Below are 16893 nucleotides of genomic sequence, written 5' to 3' on the forward strand. Positions count from 1 at the left end.
CGTCTCCACCTTTCTCAGGAATGCAGCAGGACTTTGGTCGCCTGCCGGGACTCGACCAGTTCGAGCGCGCGCTCGTGGTCGGACAGGTGCACGGTGTGCGTGACGATGGACTCGAGGCCGGGTGCGGCGGCGAGTCTCGACGGCACGGATTCCCAGGTGGACACGTCGTACGCGCGGGAGCCGATGATCGACTGCTCGTTCCAGGCCAGCTGCGCCGACGAGAAGTTCGCCTCCTCCGCGGGCAGGCCGACGCAGATCAGGCGACCGCCGCGGCCGAGCAGCTTCGTGCCCGTGGTGACCGCGGCGCCGGTGCCCGCCGTCTCGAACACCACGTCGAACTTCCCGTGCAGCGCCTCGATTTCCGTCGTGGCCACTTCCGTCGCGCCGAGCTCGCGTGCGCGCTCCACCTGTGCGCTGTCCTCGCTCCGGCCGACCACGGTCACCTCGCGCCCGGCAAGCGCGCCCAGCGTGAGCAGCCCGACCGTGCCCGGGCCGAGCACGCAGATCTTCTCGTTGTCACCGAGCCGTGCGACGTCCACGGCGTGGGCGGCGACGGCGAACGGTTCGGCGAGGACGGCGAGCCGGTCCGGTACCGACGGCGGCAGCACGGCGAGATTGCGCTCCGGCACCACGAACCGTTCCGCGTACACGCCGTCCACGTCGAGCCCCAGCACCCGGCGCTGGTCGCACAGCATCGACCGGCCGCGATCGCACCAGGCGCAACGGCCGCACGTGAGGTGCGCGCTGCCGACCACCCGCGACCCCGGCGGAAGTTCCGTGCCCGCACCGTTTTCGGCGATCCGGCCGGTGTACTCGTGGCCCAGCACCATCGGGAAGCTCGGCGAGTACCCGCTGCCGGGGCCGTACGCGCCGTGGATCATGCCGAGATCCGTGTGGCAGAGCCCGGCGCCGGTCAGCTCCAGCACCACCTCGCCGGGGCCCGGCGCCGGCTCGGCCCGGTCGGCCCATTCCAGGTGCCCGTTCCCGGGCGCGGTCTTGATCAGGGCTTTCATCACCGTCTCCTCAGGCGTCGGGCCAGCCGAACGAAGGCTCGGGGTGGGACAGCGGCGGCAGCTCCCACGTCGCCGCGGCGGGCAGGCCGACGGCGTCGTCCACGCGGACGTCGACCACCACGGGGCGGCGCAGGTCGATGGCGGTCTTGAAGGCGGAGCCGAGGTCGGCGGGATCGGTGACGGTGAGCCCTTCGCCGCCCATCGACCGGGCCATCGCGGCGAAATCCGCGGAGTACGGGGCGCCGCTCGTGTCCGCGAAGGAGGTGGCGAGCTGCCGGTCCGCGCCGAAGTACAGTTTCTGCTGGTCACGGATCGACATGAAGCCGCGGTTGTTCCACACCACCCACACCGCCGGGAGGTCGTACTCGACGGCGGTGGCGACGGCGCCGGGGAACATCAGGAACCCGCCGTCCCCGACGACGGCGACGGCCGGCCGGTCCGGCGCCGCGAGATGTGCGCCCATCACCCCGCCGACCCCGAAGCCCATCGACGCGAAACCCCAGCTCTGCAACAGGGTTCTGGCGGCGTCGGTGCGCCAGTTCTGCACGATCCAGTTGTGGTGCACGCCCACGTCCGACAGCAGGATCCCGTCGCCGGGCAGCACATCGCGCAGTTCGGCGAGTACGCGTTCGGGCCGGATCGGCTTCGCGTCGGAGTAGTCGTGCGGCTCGATGTGCTGAACCCACTTGGCTTTCGCCTCGGCGAGCTCGTCGAGCCAGCGGCGGCGCTTTTCGGTGACCTGCGCGTCGGGCGCGAACTCGGGCAGGCGTTCCCGCAGCTGGCGCAGGACTTCCCGCGGGGAGGCGTGGATGCCCACCGTCGGCGGGAAGTTCCGGCCCAGCTCCAGGGAGTCCAGGTGGACGTGCACGAGTTTCGTCGGTGGGAACGAGTAGGTGTACCCGGGCAGCCAGGAACTCGTCGCGCGATCGTCGAAGCGGGTGCCGAAGGCCAGCACGAGGTCCGCGTTCCGCGCCGCGTGGTTGGCCTGGAAGGTGCCGTTGCGCCCGGTCGTGCCGAGGGAAAGCGCGTCGCTGCTGGGAAAACCGGATTTCCCCAGCGGCGACGTGGCGACCGGGAACCGGTGCTCGTGCGCGAACGCGAGCAGCTCCGCTTCGGCCTCGCTGCCCTCCACCCCGGAGCCCGCGACGATCACGACGCGCCCCGCGTCGCGGATCAGCTCGCACGCGGCGTCGAGTTCCGCGCGCCCCGCCGCGGGCTGGGAAACCCTTGCGGTGTCCCAATCCGCGGGCTCGGGCACCGGCTCGTCGGTCTGCTCGACGAACACGTCCAGTGGCACGTCGAGGTGCACCGGGCCGGGGCGGCCGCCGCGCATCTGGGAGAACGCCTGCCGCAGCATCAACGGCAGCTGATCGGCGCGCGTGGCCTGGAAGCTGCGCTTGACGTAGGGCCGGACCGCGCTGGGGAAGTCCGCCTGGAAGTGCCTGCCGCTCTCCTGGAACGGGCCGCGGTTGAACTGGCTGGTCGGCACGTTGCCGGTGATCGCGAGGAAGGCCGAGTCGTCCATCAACGCCGAACCCAGCGCGATCGGCATGTTCGCCGAACCGGGACCGCATGAGGTGAACGTGGCCAGCGGCTGGTGCGCCACGCGGTAGTAGGCGTCGGCGACGAACCCGGCGATCGACTCGTGGTGCACGGAGATCGTCCTGATCTCGTCGGTGCGTTCGACCAGCGCGTCGAGGAGGCCGAGGTCGCCGTGCCCGCACAGGCCGACCGCGTAGGGGACCCGCTCACGGACGAGGTACTCGGTGATGATCTGCGCGCCGGTGCGGCCCATGTGTGCCCTCCACGAACGATGTGCATTGCGTAGTACGCAATGCCTTGCATGATGCGAGATGGTAGGTAGGCTCTGGGGCGCGCGTCAAGAGACGGACGCGGAGTCGAAGGAGACGATGAGTGAGCACAGCGACACGCTCGAGCGGGCTGTTCGTCGACGGCGGCTGGCGCCCGGCCGCGGGCCGGATCCCGGTGCTGGACAAGTATTCCGGCGAGGTCGTGGCCGAAATCGCCGCGGCGACGGAGCCGGACGTGAAGGACGCGATCGCCGGGGCGCACGCCGCGAGTTCCCGGCCGCTCGAACCGGCGGAACGCGCGCGGGTGCTGGAAACCGTGGCGGGCCTGCTGGATGCGCGGGCCGGCGAATTCGTGGCCGATTACGTGGCGGAAACCGGGTTCACCACCGCCGATGCGCGCAACGAGCTGCGAAGAGCAGCTTCGATCTACCGCCTGAGCGCACAGGAAGCCCTGCGGATCGCGGGGGAGCAGGTGCCGCTTTCCGCCACGCCCGGCAGCGAGAACCGGCTCGCCTTCACCGTCCGCGTGCCGGTCGGCGTGGTCGTCGCGATCGCCCCGTTCAACGCGCCGTTGTCCACGGTCGCGCACAAGATCGGGCCCGCGATCGCGGCGGGCAACGCAGTGGTGCTCAAGCCGGCGGAGAAGACCCCGCTCAGCGCGCTCAACGTGGTGCAAGCGTTTGCGGACGCCGGTCTGCCGCCCGGGTTCCTGCAGCTGGTGTGTGCTTCCGGCAGTGCCATCGGCTCGGCGCTGCTCGACGACGACCGTGTGCGCTTCTACACCTTCACCGGCTCGACGGCGGTCGGGCGGGTGATCTCCGCGGGCGCCGGGCTCGCCCGCACACACCTCGAACTCGGCTCCAACAGCGTGTCCATCGTCGCCGCCGACGCCCGGCTCGACGACGTGGTGCGGCTGGTCGCCACCGCCGGGTTCCGCAAGGCGGGCCAGGTTTGCACGAGCGTGCAACGGATTCTGGTCGACGAGAGCCGGTTCGACGACCTGACCACGGCGCTCGCGGAGCGTGTGAAAGCGCTTACCGCGGGTGATCCGCGTGCGGAAGGCACGGACCTCGGCCCGCTCATCGCGGAGTCCGAGGCCGCTCGTGCCGAGGAGTGGGTCAGCAGGTCCGCCGCGCGGCTTCGCGTCGGTGGTGAACGGAACGGCAGCGTGCTCACCCCGGCGCTGCTCGCGGACCCGGCGCCGGAGAGCGAGGTGCTGAGCAAGGAGATCTTCGCGCCCGTCGTGTCCGTGGTGCCCGTGCGGGACTTCGACGAGGCCATCGCGAGGGTGAACGAAGGCCGCTACGGATTGCAGGCCGGCGTCTTCACCCAGGACCTCGACCGCGCCTTCCACGCCGCGCGCGAGCTGCGCGTGGGCGGGGTGATGATCAACGACACCTCCAGCTACCACGCCGACGCCATGCCCTACGGCGGCGTGAAGGACAGTGGGCACGGCGTCGAAGGCCCGCGCTACGCCGTCGAAGACATGACCGACCCCCGCATCGTCGTGCTCAACCTGCACCGGCCCGAGTGAGAGGATTTCCCATGAGCGAGCAGGAATTCGACGTCGTCGTGGCCGGCAGCGGCGCCACCGGGCTGACCGCCGCGCTGGCCGCCGCCACCGGCGGAGCCCGCGTGCTGGTGCTCGAATCGGCGGGCGAACTCGGCGGCACCACCGCGCTTTCCGGTGGCCGGGTGTGGATCCCCGCGAACGGCAGGCCGGAGAACGCGGGTGACTCCGAGGAACTCGCGAACACCTACCTCGACCGGATCTTCGACACCCGCTACGAACCGATGATCCGCACGTTCGTGCACGAGGCGCGCGCGATGGCCGAGTTCGTCGAGAAGCATTCCCCGCACCGTTTCGCGATCTGCCCGAACTATCCCGACTACCACCAGGACTACGAGGGAGCCACCCAGGGCGGCCGCTGCTTCGACGTCGGCCCGGTGCACCTGCGCGAGCTGGTTCCCGAGGCGCGCTCGGTCCGGCAGCCGCCGGGTTACTCGCCGATCACCCACGCCGAATGGGAAAACTGGCGCTACCCGGCCAACATCGACACCGAGCTGCTCGCTTCCCGGCAGGCGCAAGGCATCCGCACCGGCGGGCTCGGCCTGGCCGCCGCGCTGCTCGACGGAGCTGTCCGGGCGGGCGCGACGGTGTGGGCGAACGCGCCGTTGACGGCAGTGCTCACCGACTCGGACGGCGTGACCGGTGTGCGCGTGGGGGAGCGGGAAATCCGTGCGTCCTCGGTCATCCTCGCGACGGGAGCGTTCGACGCGGACGACTCACTGCGCCGGAAACTGCTGCCCGCCGGGCTTGGAGTCTCGGCCTCGGCGCCGAGCGACACGGGCATCGCGTTGACCGTCGCCGAAGAACTCGGCCTGGCCACGGAAAACCTCGGCGAGGGCTGGTGGATGCCGATGGCCACGCCCGAGGGCGATGTGGTCGACGGCGCGCCGTACCCGCGGGGCCTGGTGCGCGAACGGGGCGTGCCGCGGCAGATCGTGGTGAACAAGGCAGGCCGGCGGTTCCTCGACGAAGCCTTGCCCTACAACGAGTTCGGCAAGGCCATGCACCGCCAGGGCGCGGACGTCGAGGCGTACCTGATCTTCGACGAGGGCTTCCGTGCGCGCTACCCGCTGCCCGGGTTGACGCCTTCCGGCCCGCTGCCCGCCCACATCGTGACGGCGCCCGACCTGCCCGCGCTCGCCGCGCGGATCGGCGTGGACCCCGGCGGGCTGGCGGAGTCCGTCGAGCGCTGGAACGGGTTCTGCGCGGAGGGCGTGGACCACGACTTCCATCGGGGCGACAACGCTTACGACCGCTACTACGGCGACCCGTGGCAGGAGGGAAACCCTTGCCTGGGACCGATCGACCGCGCGCCCTACTACGCGACGCGCATCTACTCCGGCGTGATCGGCTCGAAAGGAGGCCCGGTCACGGACACCGCGGGTCGCGTGCTGACCCGCGACGGGACCGTCCTTTCCGGACTGTATGCGGCCGGGAACGCCGCGGCCTTCTGGACCTGTGACGGCTATCCGGGCCCTGGCGCGACACTGGCCGTCGGGATGACCTTCGGGTACCTCGCCGGTCTCGACGCGGCGCGCTGATCAGGAGTGCCGTGCCTCGGACCGGACGGCCCAGTCCGGGGCCGGCGGCTCCTCCGCGAGGGGAGCGGGCCAGCCGGGCGGCACCGCGAGCACGCCGCGCGCGAGGCTCGCCCGCCACGCGTGCCAGCGGACCAGCCTGGCCAGGAATTGCATCCTGTCGCGGGTGAGCCGTTGCGCCGGACCGGAAATGGAGATGCTCGCGTCCACCGTGCCGTCCGGCGAGAACACCGGCGCGGCGACGCAGCGCAGGCCGACCTCCAGCTCCTCGTAGTCGAGGCAGCTGCCGGTGCGCCTCAGCTTCGTGAGCTCGTGGCGCAGCTGCTCGCGGGTGGTGATGGTGTGATCCGTGCGGACCGGCAGCGCCTCGTCCGGGTACAGCTCGTCGAGTTCGGCGTCGGAAAGCCCGGCCAGCAACGCTTTGCCCATCGAGCTGCAGTGCGCCGGCGAGAGCTTCCCGACCCAGGAATGCATCCGGACCGTGTGCCAGCCGTCGACCACCTGCACGGTTTTCGCGATCGTCCCGTCGAGGACGGCCAGGTGCCCCGTCTCGCCGGTGACCTCCACGAGGTCCTTCAGGAACGGGGTGACCACGGCCGTGAGGTCCTGCCGGGCGGCGGCGAGCGAACCGAGCGCGGCGAGCCGCGGGCCCAGCGCGTAGTTGCCCGCCGACGCCGCGACGAGGTAGCCCGACGAGGCCAGCGTGGCGGCGAGCCGGGACGCGCTGGACTTGTGGATGGCGAGCCGGGTGGCGATTTCGCTGATCCCGACGACCCGTTGCTCGGCGCTGAACATGTCCAGGATGTCCAGACCTCGTTTGAGCGCCGTGATCTCGGTCATGGGGAAATCCTAGGCGGCCGACGCCGCGTCCAGCCGGGCGATGTCCTCCTCGCTCAGCTTCACCTCGGTCGCCGCGAGCACGCCGGAGAGCTGCCCGGTGTCGCGTGCGGACGAAATGACCCCGCTGACCTGCGGGCGCGTGGCGAGCCAGGCGAGGGAGACGGCGGTCTGCGTGGTGTCGTGACGGCCGGAGATCTCGTCCAGCGCGGCCAGTACCGCGCGGCCGCGGTCGTCGAGGTAACCGGCGGCGACGCCCGCGCGCGGACTGTCCACGGAGGCCGCGCCATCGCGGTATTTGCCCGTCAGGAAGCCGCGCGCGAGCGAGTAGTACGTCTGGACGGTCAGCCCGCGTTCCCGGGCCAGGGGCAGGATGTCGGCCTCGATCCCGCGCTCCATGAGGCTGTATTCCTTCTGCAGCACGGTCGGCGCGTGCAGGCCGTCGCGCTCGGCGACGTCCAGCCACGCGGCGATGCGCTCGGCGCTGAGGTTGGACACGCCGATCTCCTCGATCAGCCCTTCCTCGCGGAGCTCCGAGAACGCGCGCGCGATCTCCTCGATCGGGCGGCCGTCCTCGTCGAAATGCGCGTAGTACAAGGAAATCGAGGGCAGGCCGAGCCGTTTCAGGGAATCTCGGACGGCGGCGTGGATGTTCTCCGCCGACAGCCCTGGCCGGTGTTTCGACTGCCCGACCTTGCTGGCGACGGGGAACGGCCCGCGCTCCGCCAGCCAGGCGCCGAGGATCGTTTCCGACTCACCGCCGGAATTGCCCGGCGCCCACTGGGAGTAGGAGTCCGCGGTGTCGATGAGCGTGCCGCCCGCGGCGACGTACGCGTCCAGGACGGCGAACGATTCCTCGCGCCCGGCCGTCCAGCCGAACACGTTGCCGCCGAGGACGATCGGGGTCTTGGTGGTGTCCATACATTGCATAATGCCCAACGAGTTGCTTATCCTGCAACACGTGGAGCTCTTCTCGCCGTTGTCCCTGCCTGGCGGCGCCGTCCTGGTCAACCGTATCGCCAAGGCCTCGATGGAGGAGAACCTGGCGGCGGCCGGTCAGGTGCCCGATCACCGGCTGCGCAAGCTCTATCGCGCCTGGGGTTCCGGCGGTGCCGGGCTGCTGCTGACCGGGAACGTGATGGTGGACGCGCGGGCGGTCACCGGCCCGGCGGGCGTGGTCCTCGACGAACGCAGTCCGCTGGCGCCGTTCGCCTCGTGGGCGCGGGCCGCGCGGGCGGGTGGCGCGCAGGTGTGGATGCAGCTCAACCACCCGGGGCGGCAGGTCCGCGCGGATCAGGGCGGGGTCGCGTGGTCGCCGTCGGGGATCCCGATCGGCGGGGATTTCGCGCTGCCGTCGACGATGAGCGTGGCCGACATCCGCACGCTGGTCCGGATGTTCGCCACCAGCGCCGCGCGGGCCGCCGAAGCGGGGTTCACCGGGGTGCAGATCCATGGGGCGCACGGATATCTGTTATCGCAGTTCCTTTCCCCACTGGTGAACCGGCGCACGGATGGCTGGGGCGGTTCGGTGCGCGCCCGCGCCCGGCTGCTGCTCGAAGTGGTGAGGGCGGTGCGCGAGGCGTTGCCGGCCGGGGTGTCGGTGGGTGTGAAACTGAACACCGCGGACTTCCAGCGCGGCGGTTTCGGCCCGGACGACGCGCTCGAAGTGGTGGCGCTGCTCGGTGAGCTGCCCGTGGACCTGCTGGAGCTTTCCGGCGGCAGCGCGGAACGGCCCGCGATGCACGGTGCCGGGATGAGCGAGCGGACCCGTAGCCGGGAAGCGTATTTTCTCGATCTCGCCAAGGAAGTCGTCGCGGCCGCGCCGATGCCCGTGATGCTCACCGGCGGTATCCGGACCCGCGCGGGCGCGTGCGAGGTGCTGGCCGCGGGGGTGGCCGTGGTCGGGGTGGCCACCGCCCTCGCCCAGCGGCCCACGCTGCCGAGGGACTGGGAGCGCGGAAACCCGGGCCCCGCAGCACTTTCCGCCCCGTCCGCCGCGAAACAGGCGGCCGTGCGCTGGCTCCTCCGCCGCACGGCCGCGACCGGCACCACCCCGTCGTCCGTCGACCCCGCCGCCGCGCTACGCCTCGACCAGCGCCGCCGGGCGGGGCTGCTGTCGCGGTACCGCGAGTGGCTCGCCACTCGATGACCTGCGCCCGCGGCGTGTTGGCCCCTCCCGTTGGTGTGTTTGCCCGCCGGGTTGGCGTGTTGGCCGGTGGCGCTGGCGGGTTGGCGGGGTCGGTGTGTTGGCTGGCCGCGCTGGCGTGTTGGCCGCTCGCGTCGGTGTGTTGGCTGCCCGGGTTGGCGTGTTGGCTGGCCGCGTGTTGGCCGCGGGTGTCGGTGTGATGGCTGGAAGCGTGCCTCGGCACCCGGGTGATGAATCGTGCAAGGCGGGTCACCTTGATTGACTGCGTGACAGCGGCGCACGTACTGTCATCCCCGCGTGACGGTTCCGGGAAGCTGGTGAGAATCCAGCACGGTCGCGCCACTGTGAGCCCGCACCGGGCGAGTCAGGTCCAGGAGCCGTCGCGATGACCGCTCGAAACGGGACGCGTGATCCCCGAAGGAGGCTCGCCAGCCATGACTGCCATTCCCGCCGAATCCACCCGAGCGACGCCCGTCGTCCTGCCCGCGACGAAGGCGGTGCTGTGGCTCGCCGGAACCGTGTTCCTGGCGCTGGCGCTGTACTACTTCATCGGCATCGACCAGGGCGCGACGTCCGTGTTCGGCAGCGATATGCACATCCACGAGTTCGTGCACGACGCGCGTCACTTCCTCGGTTTCCCCTGCCACTGATCCGCGGGGGGACAACCGAACATGGAGAAGAAACTGATCCTGCGCGGCGTCCTCGCGGGCGCCTTCGCGGGGCTGCTCGCGTTCGTCTTCGCGCGTGTCTTCGCCGAGCCGCAGATCCAGGCCGGCATCGACTACGAGGCGGGCCGTGAGTCCGCCGAGCAGGCGATGACGCACAGCGGCGGCGGCGAGGAGATGGAGCTGTTCAGCCGCGCTGTCCAGGGAAACCTGGGTATCGGCGTCGGCATCGTGCTCTTCGGCGTCGCGATGGGCGCGCTGTTTTCCGTCGTGTACACGGTGTGCCTCGGCCGGGTCGGCAATGTCCGGGCGCGCACGCTGGCCCTGCTCGTCGCCGGTGCCGGGTTCGCCGGCGTCTACCTGGTGCCGTTCCTGAAGTACCCGGCCAACCCGCCGGGCATCGGCGGCTCGGACACCATCGGCGAACGCGGCAGCATGTACCTGGTCATGGTGCTGGCGTCGATCGTGGTCCTCGGCCTCGCGCTGTGGCTCGGCCGCCGTCTGCGGGCACGCCTGGGCAACTGGAACGCCACCCTCGTCGCGGGCGCGGCGTTCCTCGTCGTGATCGGCATCGTGATGGCCGTGCTGCCGACGATCGCCGAAACCCCCGGTGCGATGACGAACGACGCCGGGGTGATCGTCTTCCCCGGCTACCCGGCCGACGTGCTGTTCAAGTTCCGGCTGTACTCGGTGGGCGCGCAGATCGTCCTGTGGGGCGCGCTCGGGCTCGCCTTCGGGCCGCTGGCCGAGCGCCTGCTCGACCGGGAGCGCGGCAAGGTGGCCGCGGTCGCCTGATGCTGGAGGAGCTCGGCCCGTTCTTCGCCGTGGAGACGCACGCCGCGGGCGCGGTGCCCCCGCCACCGTGGCGTGCGTTCCACGAGGCGGACCTCACGGAGCGCGTGCGGGCGGTGCGGCGGCATCTCGCCAACGGCCGTCCCGAGGACGAGGTCGAGCTGCGCGTCGCCGCGTCGGTGGCGCATCTCGGCCTCGCCGCACGGCTTCTCTCGCCCGCGCTGGCGCTCAACGCGTCGCGCGGCGAGGTGCCGTCGGAAATCTGGTGGCAGGACGTCGTGGGCGGTGCTTTGCCGCTGTCGGTCTGCCCGGTCGGCGGCGAGTTGACGCTCGAACCGCTCGCCGACCTCAACGCCGCGTTCGAGCCGTTTTCCGTGTCCTCCCAAGTGCTTTGGGGCAATGTCGGCTCCGCCGTCAATGGCGCGCTCACGATGGTCGGCGCGGCGGCGCCGGACTGGCTGGGCCGCGCCCGCGAGCTGGCGAACGGACTGCTGTCGGCCCCACCGCTCAAGGGCACGAGCACGGTCGTCGGCGGAAGGTTCCGGCGGCGCAGCTGCTGCCTGATCTACCGTGCCGCTCCCGGGGGAACGGGCCCCGTTTGCGGCGACTGTGTCCTGCAGGACGCGGCTAGCATGCGAAGGTGAGCAACTTCGAGCGCGACCCCGTGGAAGTGGTCTGCACGGCCGGGGAAAACCCGGCTGTCGTGGAAATCCTGGAGCCGCGCGAGGTTCCGCTCGGCGGCCCGCGAGCGCTGAAGGTGCGGCGCACGCTGCCGCAGCGCAGCCGCAGCCTCGTCGGCGCCTGGTGTTTCGTCGACTCCTACGGGCCCACCCCGTCGTCGGCGCCGCGCACGATGGACACGCCGCCGCATCCGCACACCGGCCTGCAGACGGTGAGCTGGCTCTACGCGGGCCGGATCGAGCATCGCGATTCCGTCGGCACACTCGCGCACATCACGCCCGGCCAGGTGAACCTGATGACGGCGGGCGCGGGCATCCAGCATTCCGAGGTGTCCACCGCCGACGCCCGCCCGTTGCACGGCGTGCAACTGTGGGTCGCGCTGCCCGACGCGAGCCGGCACGTCGCGCCGTTCTTCGAGCATTTCGTGCCGGAGCCGATCTCCTTCGGCGACGCGACGTTGCGGGTCTTCGCCGGTGAGCTGCTCGGGTCGAAGGCCGCCGTGACCGGATTCACTCGGCTGGTCGGCGCGCAGCTCGACCTGCCGGCCGGGGCGAGTGTCCGGCTCCCGGTCGACCCGGAGTTCGAGCACGGGCTGGTGGTGGACGCCGGGACGCCGAAGCTCCAGTGCGTCGAGGTCCCGGCGGCCCGGCTCGGCGTCGTCGGCACTGGACTGTCCGAACTGGACATTCAGGCGGGTGAGGAACCGTTGCGCGCCTTGCTGATCGGTGGCGAACCGTTCGCCGAGCAGATCGTGATGTGGTGGAACTTCATCGGCCGGAGTCACGACGAGATCGCCGCGCTGCGGGACCAGTGGCAGGCGGAGGTGATCCACGGCGGCACGTCCACGGGTCGCTACGGCCGCGTGGACGGCTACGACGGCGCGCCGCTGCCCGCGCCCGCGTTGCCGAACGTCCGGTTGCGTCCGCGAGGCCGCCCGCTCTAGCGTGTGCACATAAGGCATGACGTTTGCAGAATGTGCAACAGGGATGGGCGATGGACAGCGCTGAGTTCTTCGAACACCGACTCGCCGGAAGCCCGGTGCTCGGGATCTTCCGCAACCACGACCCGGCCGAGACGGTCGCGGCCTGTGAGCGGGCCTGGGAGTTCGGGGTGGAGCTGGTCGAAATACCGGTGCAGTCCCCGGACGCCGTGCCGTCCCTCCGTGCGGCGCTGGACGCGGCGCGCGAGCGGGGCAAGGCTGTCGGCGCGGGCACCGTAACCACGGTTTCGCAGCTGCGCGAGGTGCACGAGCTGGGCGCCGCCTTCACCGTCGCGCCCGGGCTGCACCCCGAGGTGGCCGACGAATCGCAGCGCATCGGCCTCCCGCATCTGCCCGGTGTCGCCACGTCCACCGAGATCGCCGCGGCGCTCGCGCGGGGTTACACGTGGCTCAAGGCTTTCCCGGCGAAACAGCTCGGCGCGGAGTGGATCACCGCGCAGCTGGCGCCCTTCCCGGCCGTCCGATTCGTGGCCACGGGCGGGATCGGCGCGGGCAACGCCGGGGAGTTCCTCCGCGCCGGATGCCGTGGCGTTGCCGTCGGCTCGGCGTTGGAGGACCCGGATTCCTTGCCGCTGCTGCGCGAAGCCGTCAGCGCCTGACTTCGCGCTTCCGGCATTCGGCGAGATCGGTGTAGAGCGAAGCGCGCGAAATTCCCAGCCGTGCGGCGATTTTCGGGGCCGCGCCGCGCACGGCGAACACGCCGCGCTCGTCCAACGCCTTCAGCAGCGGGAGCCGCTCGCGCCGCGTGAGGGTGGCGACGGGCTTGGCGAGGTTGCGTTCCTCGGCGCGCACCACGGCCTCCACCACCTCGTCGAAGTCGTCGGTGAAGGTGGTCGCCGGGACCGGCGCGGACGCTATCCCGGCGAGGTCCGCCAGCACGTCCCCGGCCTGCTGCAACGCCGTCACGTCGAGGTTCACGCACAACGCGCCGACGAGCGTGCCGTCGTCGTCGCGCAAGGGGAGCGTGGAGGATTTCACCGTGCGGCCCTCGGGCGTCCTGGTCACGTAGTTGAGCTCGGCCTCCGCGTCTTCGCCGCGGGCCAGCATCGCCAGCCCGATCTCGCTCAGCGCGCCGCCGACGTGCCGCCCGGTGACCTCCCCGGACACCGCGACGACGGACCGCTCGCCCTGGCGGTAGTCGTGCAACACGACCTCGCACGAGCGCCCGAACGTGGCGGCGAGACCGGGCACCACCTGTTTCAGCGCCTCGATGACGTCCATCGGTTCACCGGCCGACGAGGGACATCAGCGTGTCGGCCAGCTCGTCGACCGCGCGTTTGCGCGCCCGTACGCCCAGCTCCCCGCACCACAACGGCGCCTGCGTCATCGAAGCGTGCAGGCACTGCAGCACCGTGTCCACGCTCGTGACCTTGAACTCGCCGCTCGCGACGCCCTCTTCGACGAGGCCGCGGAACAGGTTGTCGTGCCGCAGCCGCAGTTCCTTGATCCGCGCCCGCTGCGGCTCCGGCCATTCGCGTGGCACCAGGAACAGCCGCAGCGCCGCCGGGTAGTCGTTGACCGCGATGGTGACGTGCTCGTGGATCAGCGCGCGTAGACGCTCGGTGACCGTGCCGTCCGCTGGGAGCTGCTCCAGGCGCGCCGTCCAGTCGTTGCCCAGCGTCTCGATCGCCGCCGTGCACAGCTCGTCCTTGCTGGGGAAGTAGTAGTAGAGCGAGCCCTTGGTGACGTCGAGGCGCTCGGCCACGTCGTCCAGGCTGACCGCGTCGTACCCGCGCTCGCCGAACAGCTCTGCCGCGACGGTCAGGATCTCCTGGATCCGCCGGCCGCGTTTCCGCTGGACACGGCTGGACGGGGTCTTCTCGTCGACGGTCTGCTGGTGCGCGCTCATCCGGTGGGCTTCCTCCTCGGCTGGACCACCACAGGGTACCGGGCGCGCTATCTCTCCAGCCGGTCCTTGAGCGCCGCCAGCCGTTCCCGCCAGTACGCCTTGGCCTCCTCGACGGCGGCCGCGCCGGCGAGTTTCTCGTGCGCCAGCGCCACCTGCGACCGGCCGTCCCCTTTGGACACGAACCCGGCCGCGAGCCGCGTTCCGCCGGTCCAGTCGGCACGCCACGTCTTCGGCGGGGTGGCCGTGCGGACCCGGGCGCCGGCACGTACGGCGTCCTCGGTGAACGCCTCGTACAACCGCTCGACCGGAACGGCGACCGTCTTGCCCGCGGTCGCGGAAAAACCGCCCCCGCGCGCCTGGTTCGGTGCGCGCAGCCCGCGGGCGCGTTCGTATTCGACAGTGAGGTGCTGGGCCCACCAGTTGCCGATGCCGTACGTGCTCAGCCGTCCGACGATTTCGCCGTGCGACCGCTTCGCCGCGCCCCACTCGTCGAGCAGAGCGAACCACTCTTCCCCGTCGCGCCCAGTGCGTTCCCGGACCTTGCCCGCCATCGCGACCACCTCTTCCGTTGCCGGTGAAGACCTACCGGCGCCGGGAAAGTCATCGCGCCCGCACGCGCAATCCGTTGAACGCCACCGTGGTTACGGTCTCCGCCAGCTCGCTCGCCGAGGCGCCGCCGCGCGGCCGGTACCACTCGATCAGCGAGTTGACCATGCCGAACAGCAGCCGCGCGGCGGTGGCCGGATCGACGTCCGGGCGCAGGTCGCCCTCGGCCGCGGCCTCGGCCACCAGGCCCGTCACGAAATGGTCGAACTCGCGCCTGCGGGCCAGCGCGTCCCGCTCCACCTTGGTGTTCCCGCGCACCCGCAGCAGCAGCGTGACGAACGGCAGCTCCTCCACCAGCACCACCACGCTGCCGCGGACGAGGTGTTCCAGCCTGTCCACGGCCCGGCCCTCGATCGCGGCCAGCTTGTCGACCTCGCCGAACAGCCCGTCCAGCGCGCGGTTCACCGACAGCCGCAGCAGTTCCTGTTTGCTCGGCACGTGGTGGTAGATGGCCGATTTGGTGATCCCCAGCTTGCGCGAGAGATCCTCCATGCTGGTGCCGTCGTACCCGCGTTCGTTGAACAGCTTGACGGCGACCGCCAGCAGCGACTCGAGGTCGTAGCCCGGCCTGCCCCGGCGGGCGGGTGGTGCGCTCGTCATGATCCGAGTATCGCAAGCACGGTCACGGCCGCGGCCGCTGGTCGATCACACGGCGCATTTTCCCGACCGAACGTTCGAGCGTGTCCGGGTCCAGCACCTCGACGCCGACGCTCACCCCGACGCCGTCCTTGACCCTGGTCGCGATCTCCGCCGCGGCGCTGCCCCGGCGCTCGGCCGGGGTGTCGGACCGCGCCTCCACCAGCACCGTGAGGTGGTCCATCCGGTCTTTGCGGGTCAGGCGCAGCTGGAAGTGCGGGGCGAGCCCGCCGGTGGCGAGCACGATCTCCTCGATCTGGGTGGGGAACACGTTCACCCCGCGCAGGATGATCATGTCATCGCTGCGCCCGGTCACCTTGTCCATCCGCCGGAACGCCGGCCGCGCGGTACCGGGGCGCAGCGCGGTCAGGTCGCGGGTGCGGTAGCGGATGATCGGCATCGCCTGTTTGGTCAGCGAAGTGAACAGCAGCTCGCCGGTTTCCCCTTCGCCCAGCACGTTTTCGTCGACCGGGTCGATCACCTCAGGGTAGAAGTGGTCCTCCCAGACGTGCAGCCCGTCCTTGGTCTCCACCGCTTCCTGCGCCACGCCGGGGCCCATCACCTCGGACAGCCCGTAGATGTCCACCGCGTCGAGGTCCATCCGCTCCTCGATTTCCAGCCGCATCTGCTCGGTCCACGGTTCGGCGCCGAAGATGCCGACCTTGAGCGAGCTCGTGCGCGGGTCGATGCCCTGGCGCTCGAACTCGTCGAGCAGGGTGAGCATGTACGACGGGGTCACCATGATGACCTCGGGCCGGAAGTCGGTGATGATCTGCACCTGCCGTGCCGTCATCCCGCCGGACGCCGGAATCGCCGTGGCACCGAGCTTTTCCACGCCGTAGTGCGCGCCGAGCCCGCCGGTGAACAGACCGTACCCGTACGCCACATGCACTTTGTGCCCCGGCCGCCCGCCCGCGGCGAAGATCGACCGCGCCACCACGGTGGCCCACGTGTCGATGTCCTGCTCGGTGTAGCCCACCACGGTCGGCTTGCCGGTGGTGCCGCTGGAGGCGTGGATGCGGCGGACCTGCTCCTGCGGCACCGCGAACATGCCGAACGGGTAGTGCTCGCGCAGGTCCTGTTTGGTGGTGTACGGGAACTTCGCCAGATCCGCCAGCTCGCGGCAGTCCTCCGGGCGCACCCCGGCCTCGTCGAACTTCGCGCGGTAGCAGGGCACGTTCTCGTAGGCGTGCTTGAGCGTCCACTGTAGACGTTCGAGCTGCCGGGCACGGAGCTCGTCGACGCTCAGCCGTTCGTCCGCCGTGAGGTCGTCGGCCGCGGGCGCGGTCCCCAGCCGCTTGGCGTGCGGCACTTCGCTGTGCGTGGTGGTCATCGGGGGCTCCTCAGTTCTCGGGGCGTTCGATGGTGCGGCTGCGGCCGCGGAACTCGGCGATGACTTCCTCGCCGCGGCGCACTGTCACGTCGTAGATCCCGTTGCGGCCGTAGCGGGTGCGCTCGTCGGCGGTGGCCACCAGCTCGTCGCCGAGCCGCGCGCTGCTGACGAAGGAGACCTCCGCGCCGGAGGCGACGGTGACCGGGCCGTGGCTGTTGCACGCGCAGGCGAAGGCGGTGTCGGCCAGCAGGAACAGGTACCCGCCGTGCGCGATGGCGTGCCCGTTGACCATCTGATCGGTGATCGTCATCCGCGCGACGGCACGCCCGTCACCCGCCTCGAGCAGCTCGATCCCGAGCGCCTTCGACGCCACGTCGTCGTCGAACATCGCCTGAGCTGCCGTGGACTCCGACACT

The 16893-nt window shown here is 71.0% G+C and carries 18 protein-coding genes and 1 riboswitch; of the genes, 8 read left to right on the forward strand and 10 right to left on the reverse strand.

Annotation, left to right across the window (positions count from 1 at the left end; genetic code table 11):
- Positions 1-14: 14 nt before the first annotated feature.
- Both FPZ12_RS31370 and FPZ12_RS31375 read right to left on the reverse strand, forming a co-directional pair.
- Positions 15-1013, reverse strand: coding sequence for a zinc-dependent alcohol dehydrogenase (locus FPZ12_RS31370; RefSeq protein WP_144749489.1), 999 nt, complete (start codon positions 1011-1013; stop codon positions 15-17).
- A gap of 10 nt (positions 1014-1023) precedes the next feature.
- Entirely contained in the window at positions 1024-2808 is a 1785-nt protein-coding gene (locus FPZ12_RS31375) for a thiamine pyrophosphate-binding protein (protein WP_144749491.1), read from the reverse strand.
- A 119-nt stretch (positions 2809-2927) separates the two neighbouring features.
- On the opposite strand from FPZ12_RS31375, the gene FPZ12_RS31380 reads away from it, so the two are divergent.
- Both FPZ12_RS31380 and FPZ12_RS31385 read left to right on the forward strand, forming a co-directional pair.
- Complete coding sequence (locus FPZ12_RS31380) at positions 2928-4358, forward strand: aldehyde dehydrogenase family protein (protein WP_144749493.1); 1431 nt, start codon at positions 2928-2930, stop codon at positions 4356-4358.
- Positions 4359-4369: 11 nt separating this feature from the next.
- The gene (locus FPZ12_RS31385; RefSeq protein ID WP_144749495.1) at positions 4370-5935 is read left to right on the forward strand and encodes an FAD-dependent oxidoreductase; all 1566 of its coding nucleotides are present in this window, start codon (positions 4370-4372) and stop codon (positions 5933-5935) included.
- Here FPZ12_RS31385 and FPZ12_RS31390 read toward each other — a convergent pair whose 3' ends face one another.
- Positions 5936-6772, reverse strand: a complete 837-nt coding sequence (locus FPZ12_RS31390) for an IclR family transcriptional regulator (protein WP_144749497.1) — start codon at positions 6770-6772, stop codon at positions 5936-5938.
- Positions 6773-6781: 9 nt separating this feature from the next.
- Positions 6782-7690, reverse strand: coding sequence for an aldo/keto reductase (locus FPZ12_RS31395; protein WP_243770121.1), 909 nt, complete (start codon positions 7688-7690; stop codon positions 6782-6784).
- 40 nt (positions 7691-7730) lie between these two features.
- Here FPZ12_RS31395 and FPZ12_RS31400 point away from each other — a divergent pair, with 40 nt between their 5' ends.
- From FPZ12_RS31400 to FPZ12_RS31425, 6 genes are all read left to right on the forward strand, one after another.
- On the forward strand, positions 7731-8918 hold the full coding sequence (locus FPZ12_RS31400) for an oxidoreductase (RefSeq protein WP_243770122.1): 1188 nt from the start codon (positions 7731-7733) through the stop codon (positions 8916-8918).
- A 293-nt stretch (positions 8919-9211) separates the two neighbouring features.
- Positions 9212-9300, forward strand: a riboswitch (adenosylcobalamin (AdoCbl) riboswitch).
- Between the two features lie 49 nt (positions 9301-9349).
- Positions 9350-9565, forward strand: coding sequence for a CbtB domain-containing protein (locus FPZ12_RS31405; RefSeq protein WP_144749501.1), 216 nt, complete (start codon positions 9350-9352; stop codon positions 9563-9565).
- A gap of 21 nt (positions 9566-9586) precedes the next feature.
- On the forward strand, positions 9587-10375 hold the full coding sequence (locus FPZ12_RS31410; RefSeq protein WP_144749503.1) for a CbtA family protein: 789 nt from the start codon (positions 9587-9589) through the stop codon (positions 10373-10375).
- Positions 10375-11016: a (2Fe-2S)-binding protein gene (locus FPZ12_RS31415; RefSeq protein ID WP_144749505.1), complete on the forward strand. Its 642-nt coding sequence runs from the start codon at positions 10375-10377 to the stop codon at positions 11014-11016. Before FPZ12_RS31410 ends, FPZ12_RS31415 begins: the two co-directional genes overlap by 1 nt.
- On the forward strand, positions 11013-11996 hold the full coding sequence (locus FPZ12_RS31420) for a pirin family protein (protein ID WP_144749507.1): 984 nt from the start codon (positions 11013-11015) through the stop codon (positions 11994-11996). Before FPZ12_RS31415 ends, FPZ12_RS31420 begins: the two co-directional genes overlap by 4 nt.
- A 50-nt stretch (positions 11997-12046) precedes the next feature.
- Complete coding sequence (locus FPZ12_RS31425) at positions 12047-12652, forward strand: bifunctional 4-hydroxy-2-oxoglutarate aldolase/2-dehydro-3-deoxy-phosphogluconate aldolase (protein WP_144749508.1); 606 nt, start codon at positions 12047-12049, stop codon at positions 12650-12652.
- On the opposite strand, the gene FPZ12_RS31430 is transcribed toward FPZ12_RS31425, so the two are convergent.
- The 6 genes from FPZ12_RS31430 to paaI are packed head-to-tail and all read right to left on the reverse strand — an operon-like array spanning position 12642 to position 16865.
- Entirely contained in the window at positions 12642-13274 is a 633-nt protein-coding gene (locus FPZ12_RS31430; protein ID WP_144749510.1) for a helix-turn-helix transcriptional regulator, read from the reverse strand. The genes FPZ12_RS31425 and FPZ12_RS31430 overlap by 11 nt on opposite strands.
- A gap of 4 nt (positions 13275-13278) precedes the next feature.
- The gene (locus FPZ12_RS31435) at positions 13279-13902 is read right to left on the reverse strand and encodes a TetR/AcrR family transcriptional regulator (protein ID WP_144749512.1); all 624 of its coding nucleotides are present in this window, start codon (positions 13900-13902) and stop codon (positions 13279-13281) included.
- A gap of 47 nt (positions 13903-13949) precedes the next feature.
- The gene (locus tag FPZ12_RS31440; RefSeq protein ID WP_144749514.1) at positions 13950-14453 is read right to left on the reverse strand and encodes a hypothetical protein; all 504 of its coding nucleotides are present in this window, start codon (positions 14451-14453) and stop codon (positions 13950-13952) included.
- Positions 14454-14502: 49 nt separating this feature from the next.
- Positions 14503-15108, reverse strand: a complete 606-nt coding sequence (locus FPZ12_RS31445; protein WP_144749516.1) for a TetR/AcrR family transcriptional regulator — start codon at positions 15106-15108, stop codon at positions 14503-14505.
- 22 nt (positions 15109-15130) lie between these two features.
- Positions 15131-16477 carry a phenylacetate--CoA ligase PaaK gene (gene paaK / locus FPZ12_RS31450; RefSeq protein ID WP_144749518.1) on the reverse strand — a complete coding sequence of 449 codons (1347 nt, stop codon included), beginning with the start codon at positions 16475-16477 and terminating at the stop codon, positions 15131-15133.
- 10 nt (positions 16478-16487) lie between these two features.
- Positions 16488-16865: a hydroxyphenylacetyl-CoA thioesterase PaaI gene (gene paaI / locus FPZ12_RS31455; protein ID WP_144749547.1), complete on the reverse strand. Its 378-nt coding sequence runs from the start codon at positions 16863-16865 to the stop codon at positions 16488-16490.
- Positions 16866-16893 lie beyond the last annotated feature (28 nt).

Origin of the sequence: Amycolatopsis acidicola (genome assembly GCF_007713735.2) — a bacterium.
In the GTDB taxonomy this organism is placed as follows: domain Bacteria; phylum Actinomycetota; class Actinomycetes; order Mycobacteriales; family Pseudonocardiaceae; genus Amycolatopsis_E; species Amycolatopsis_E acidicola.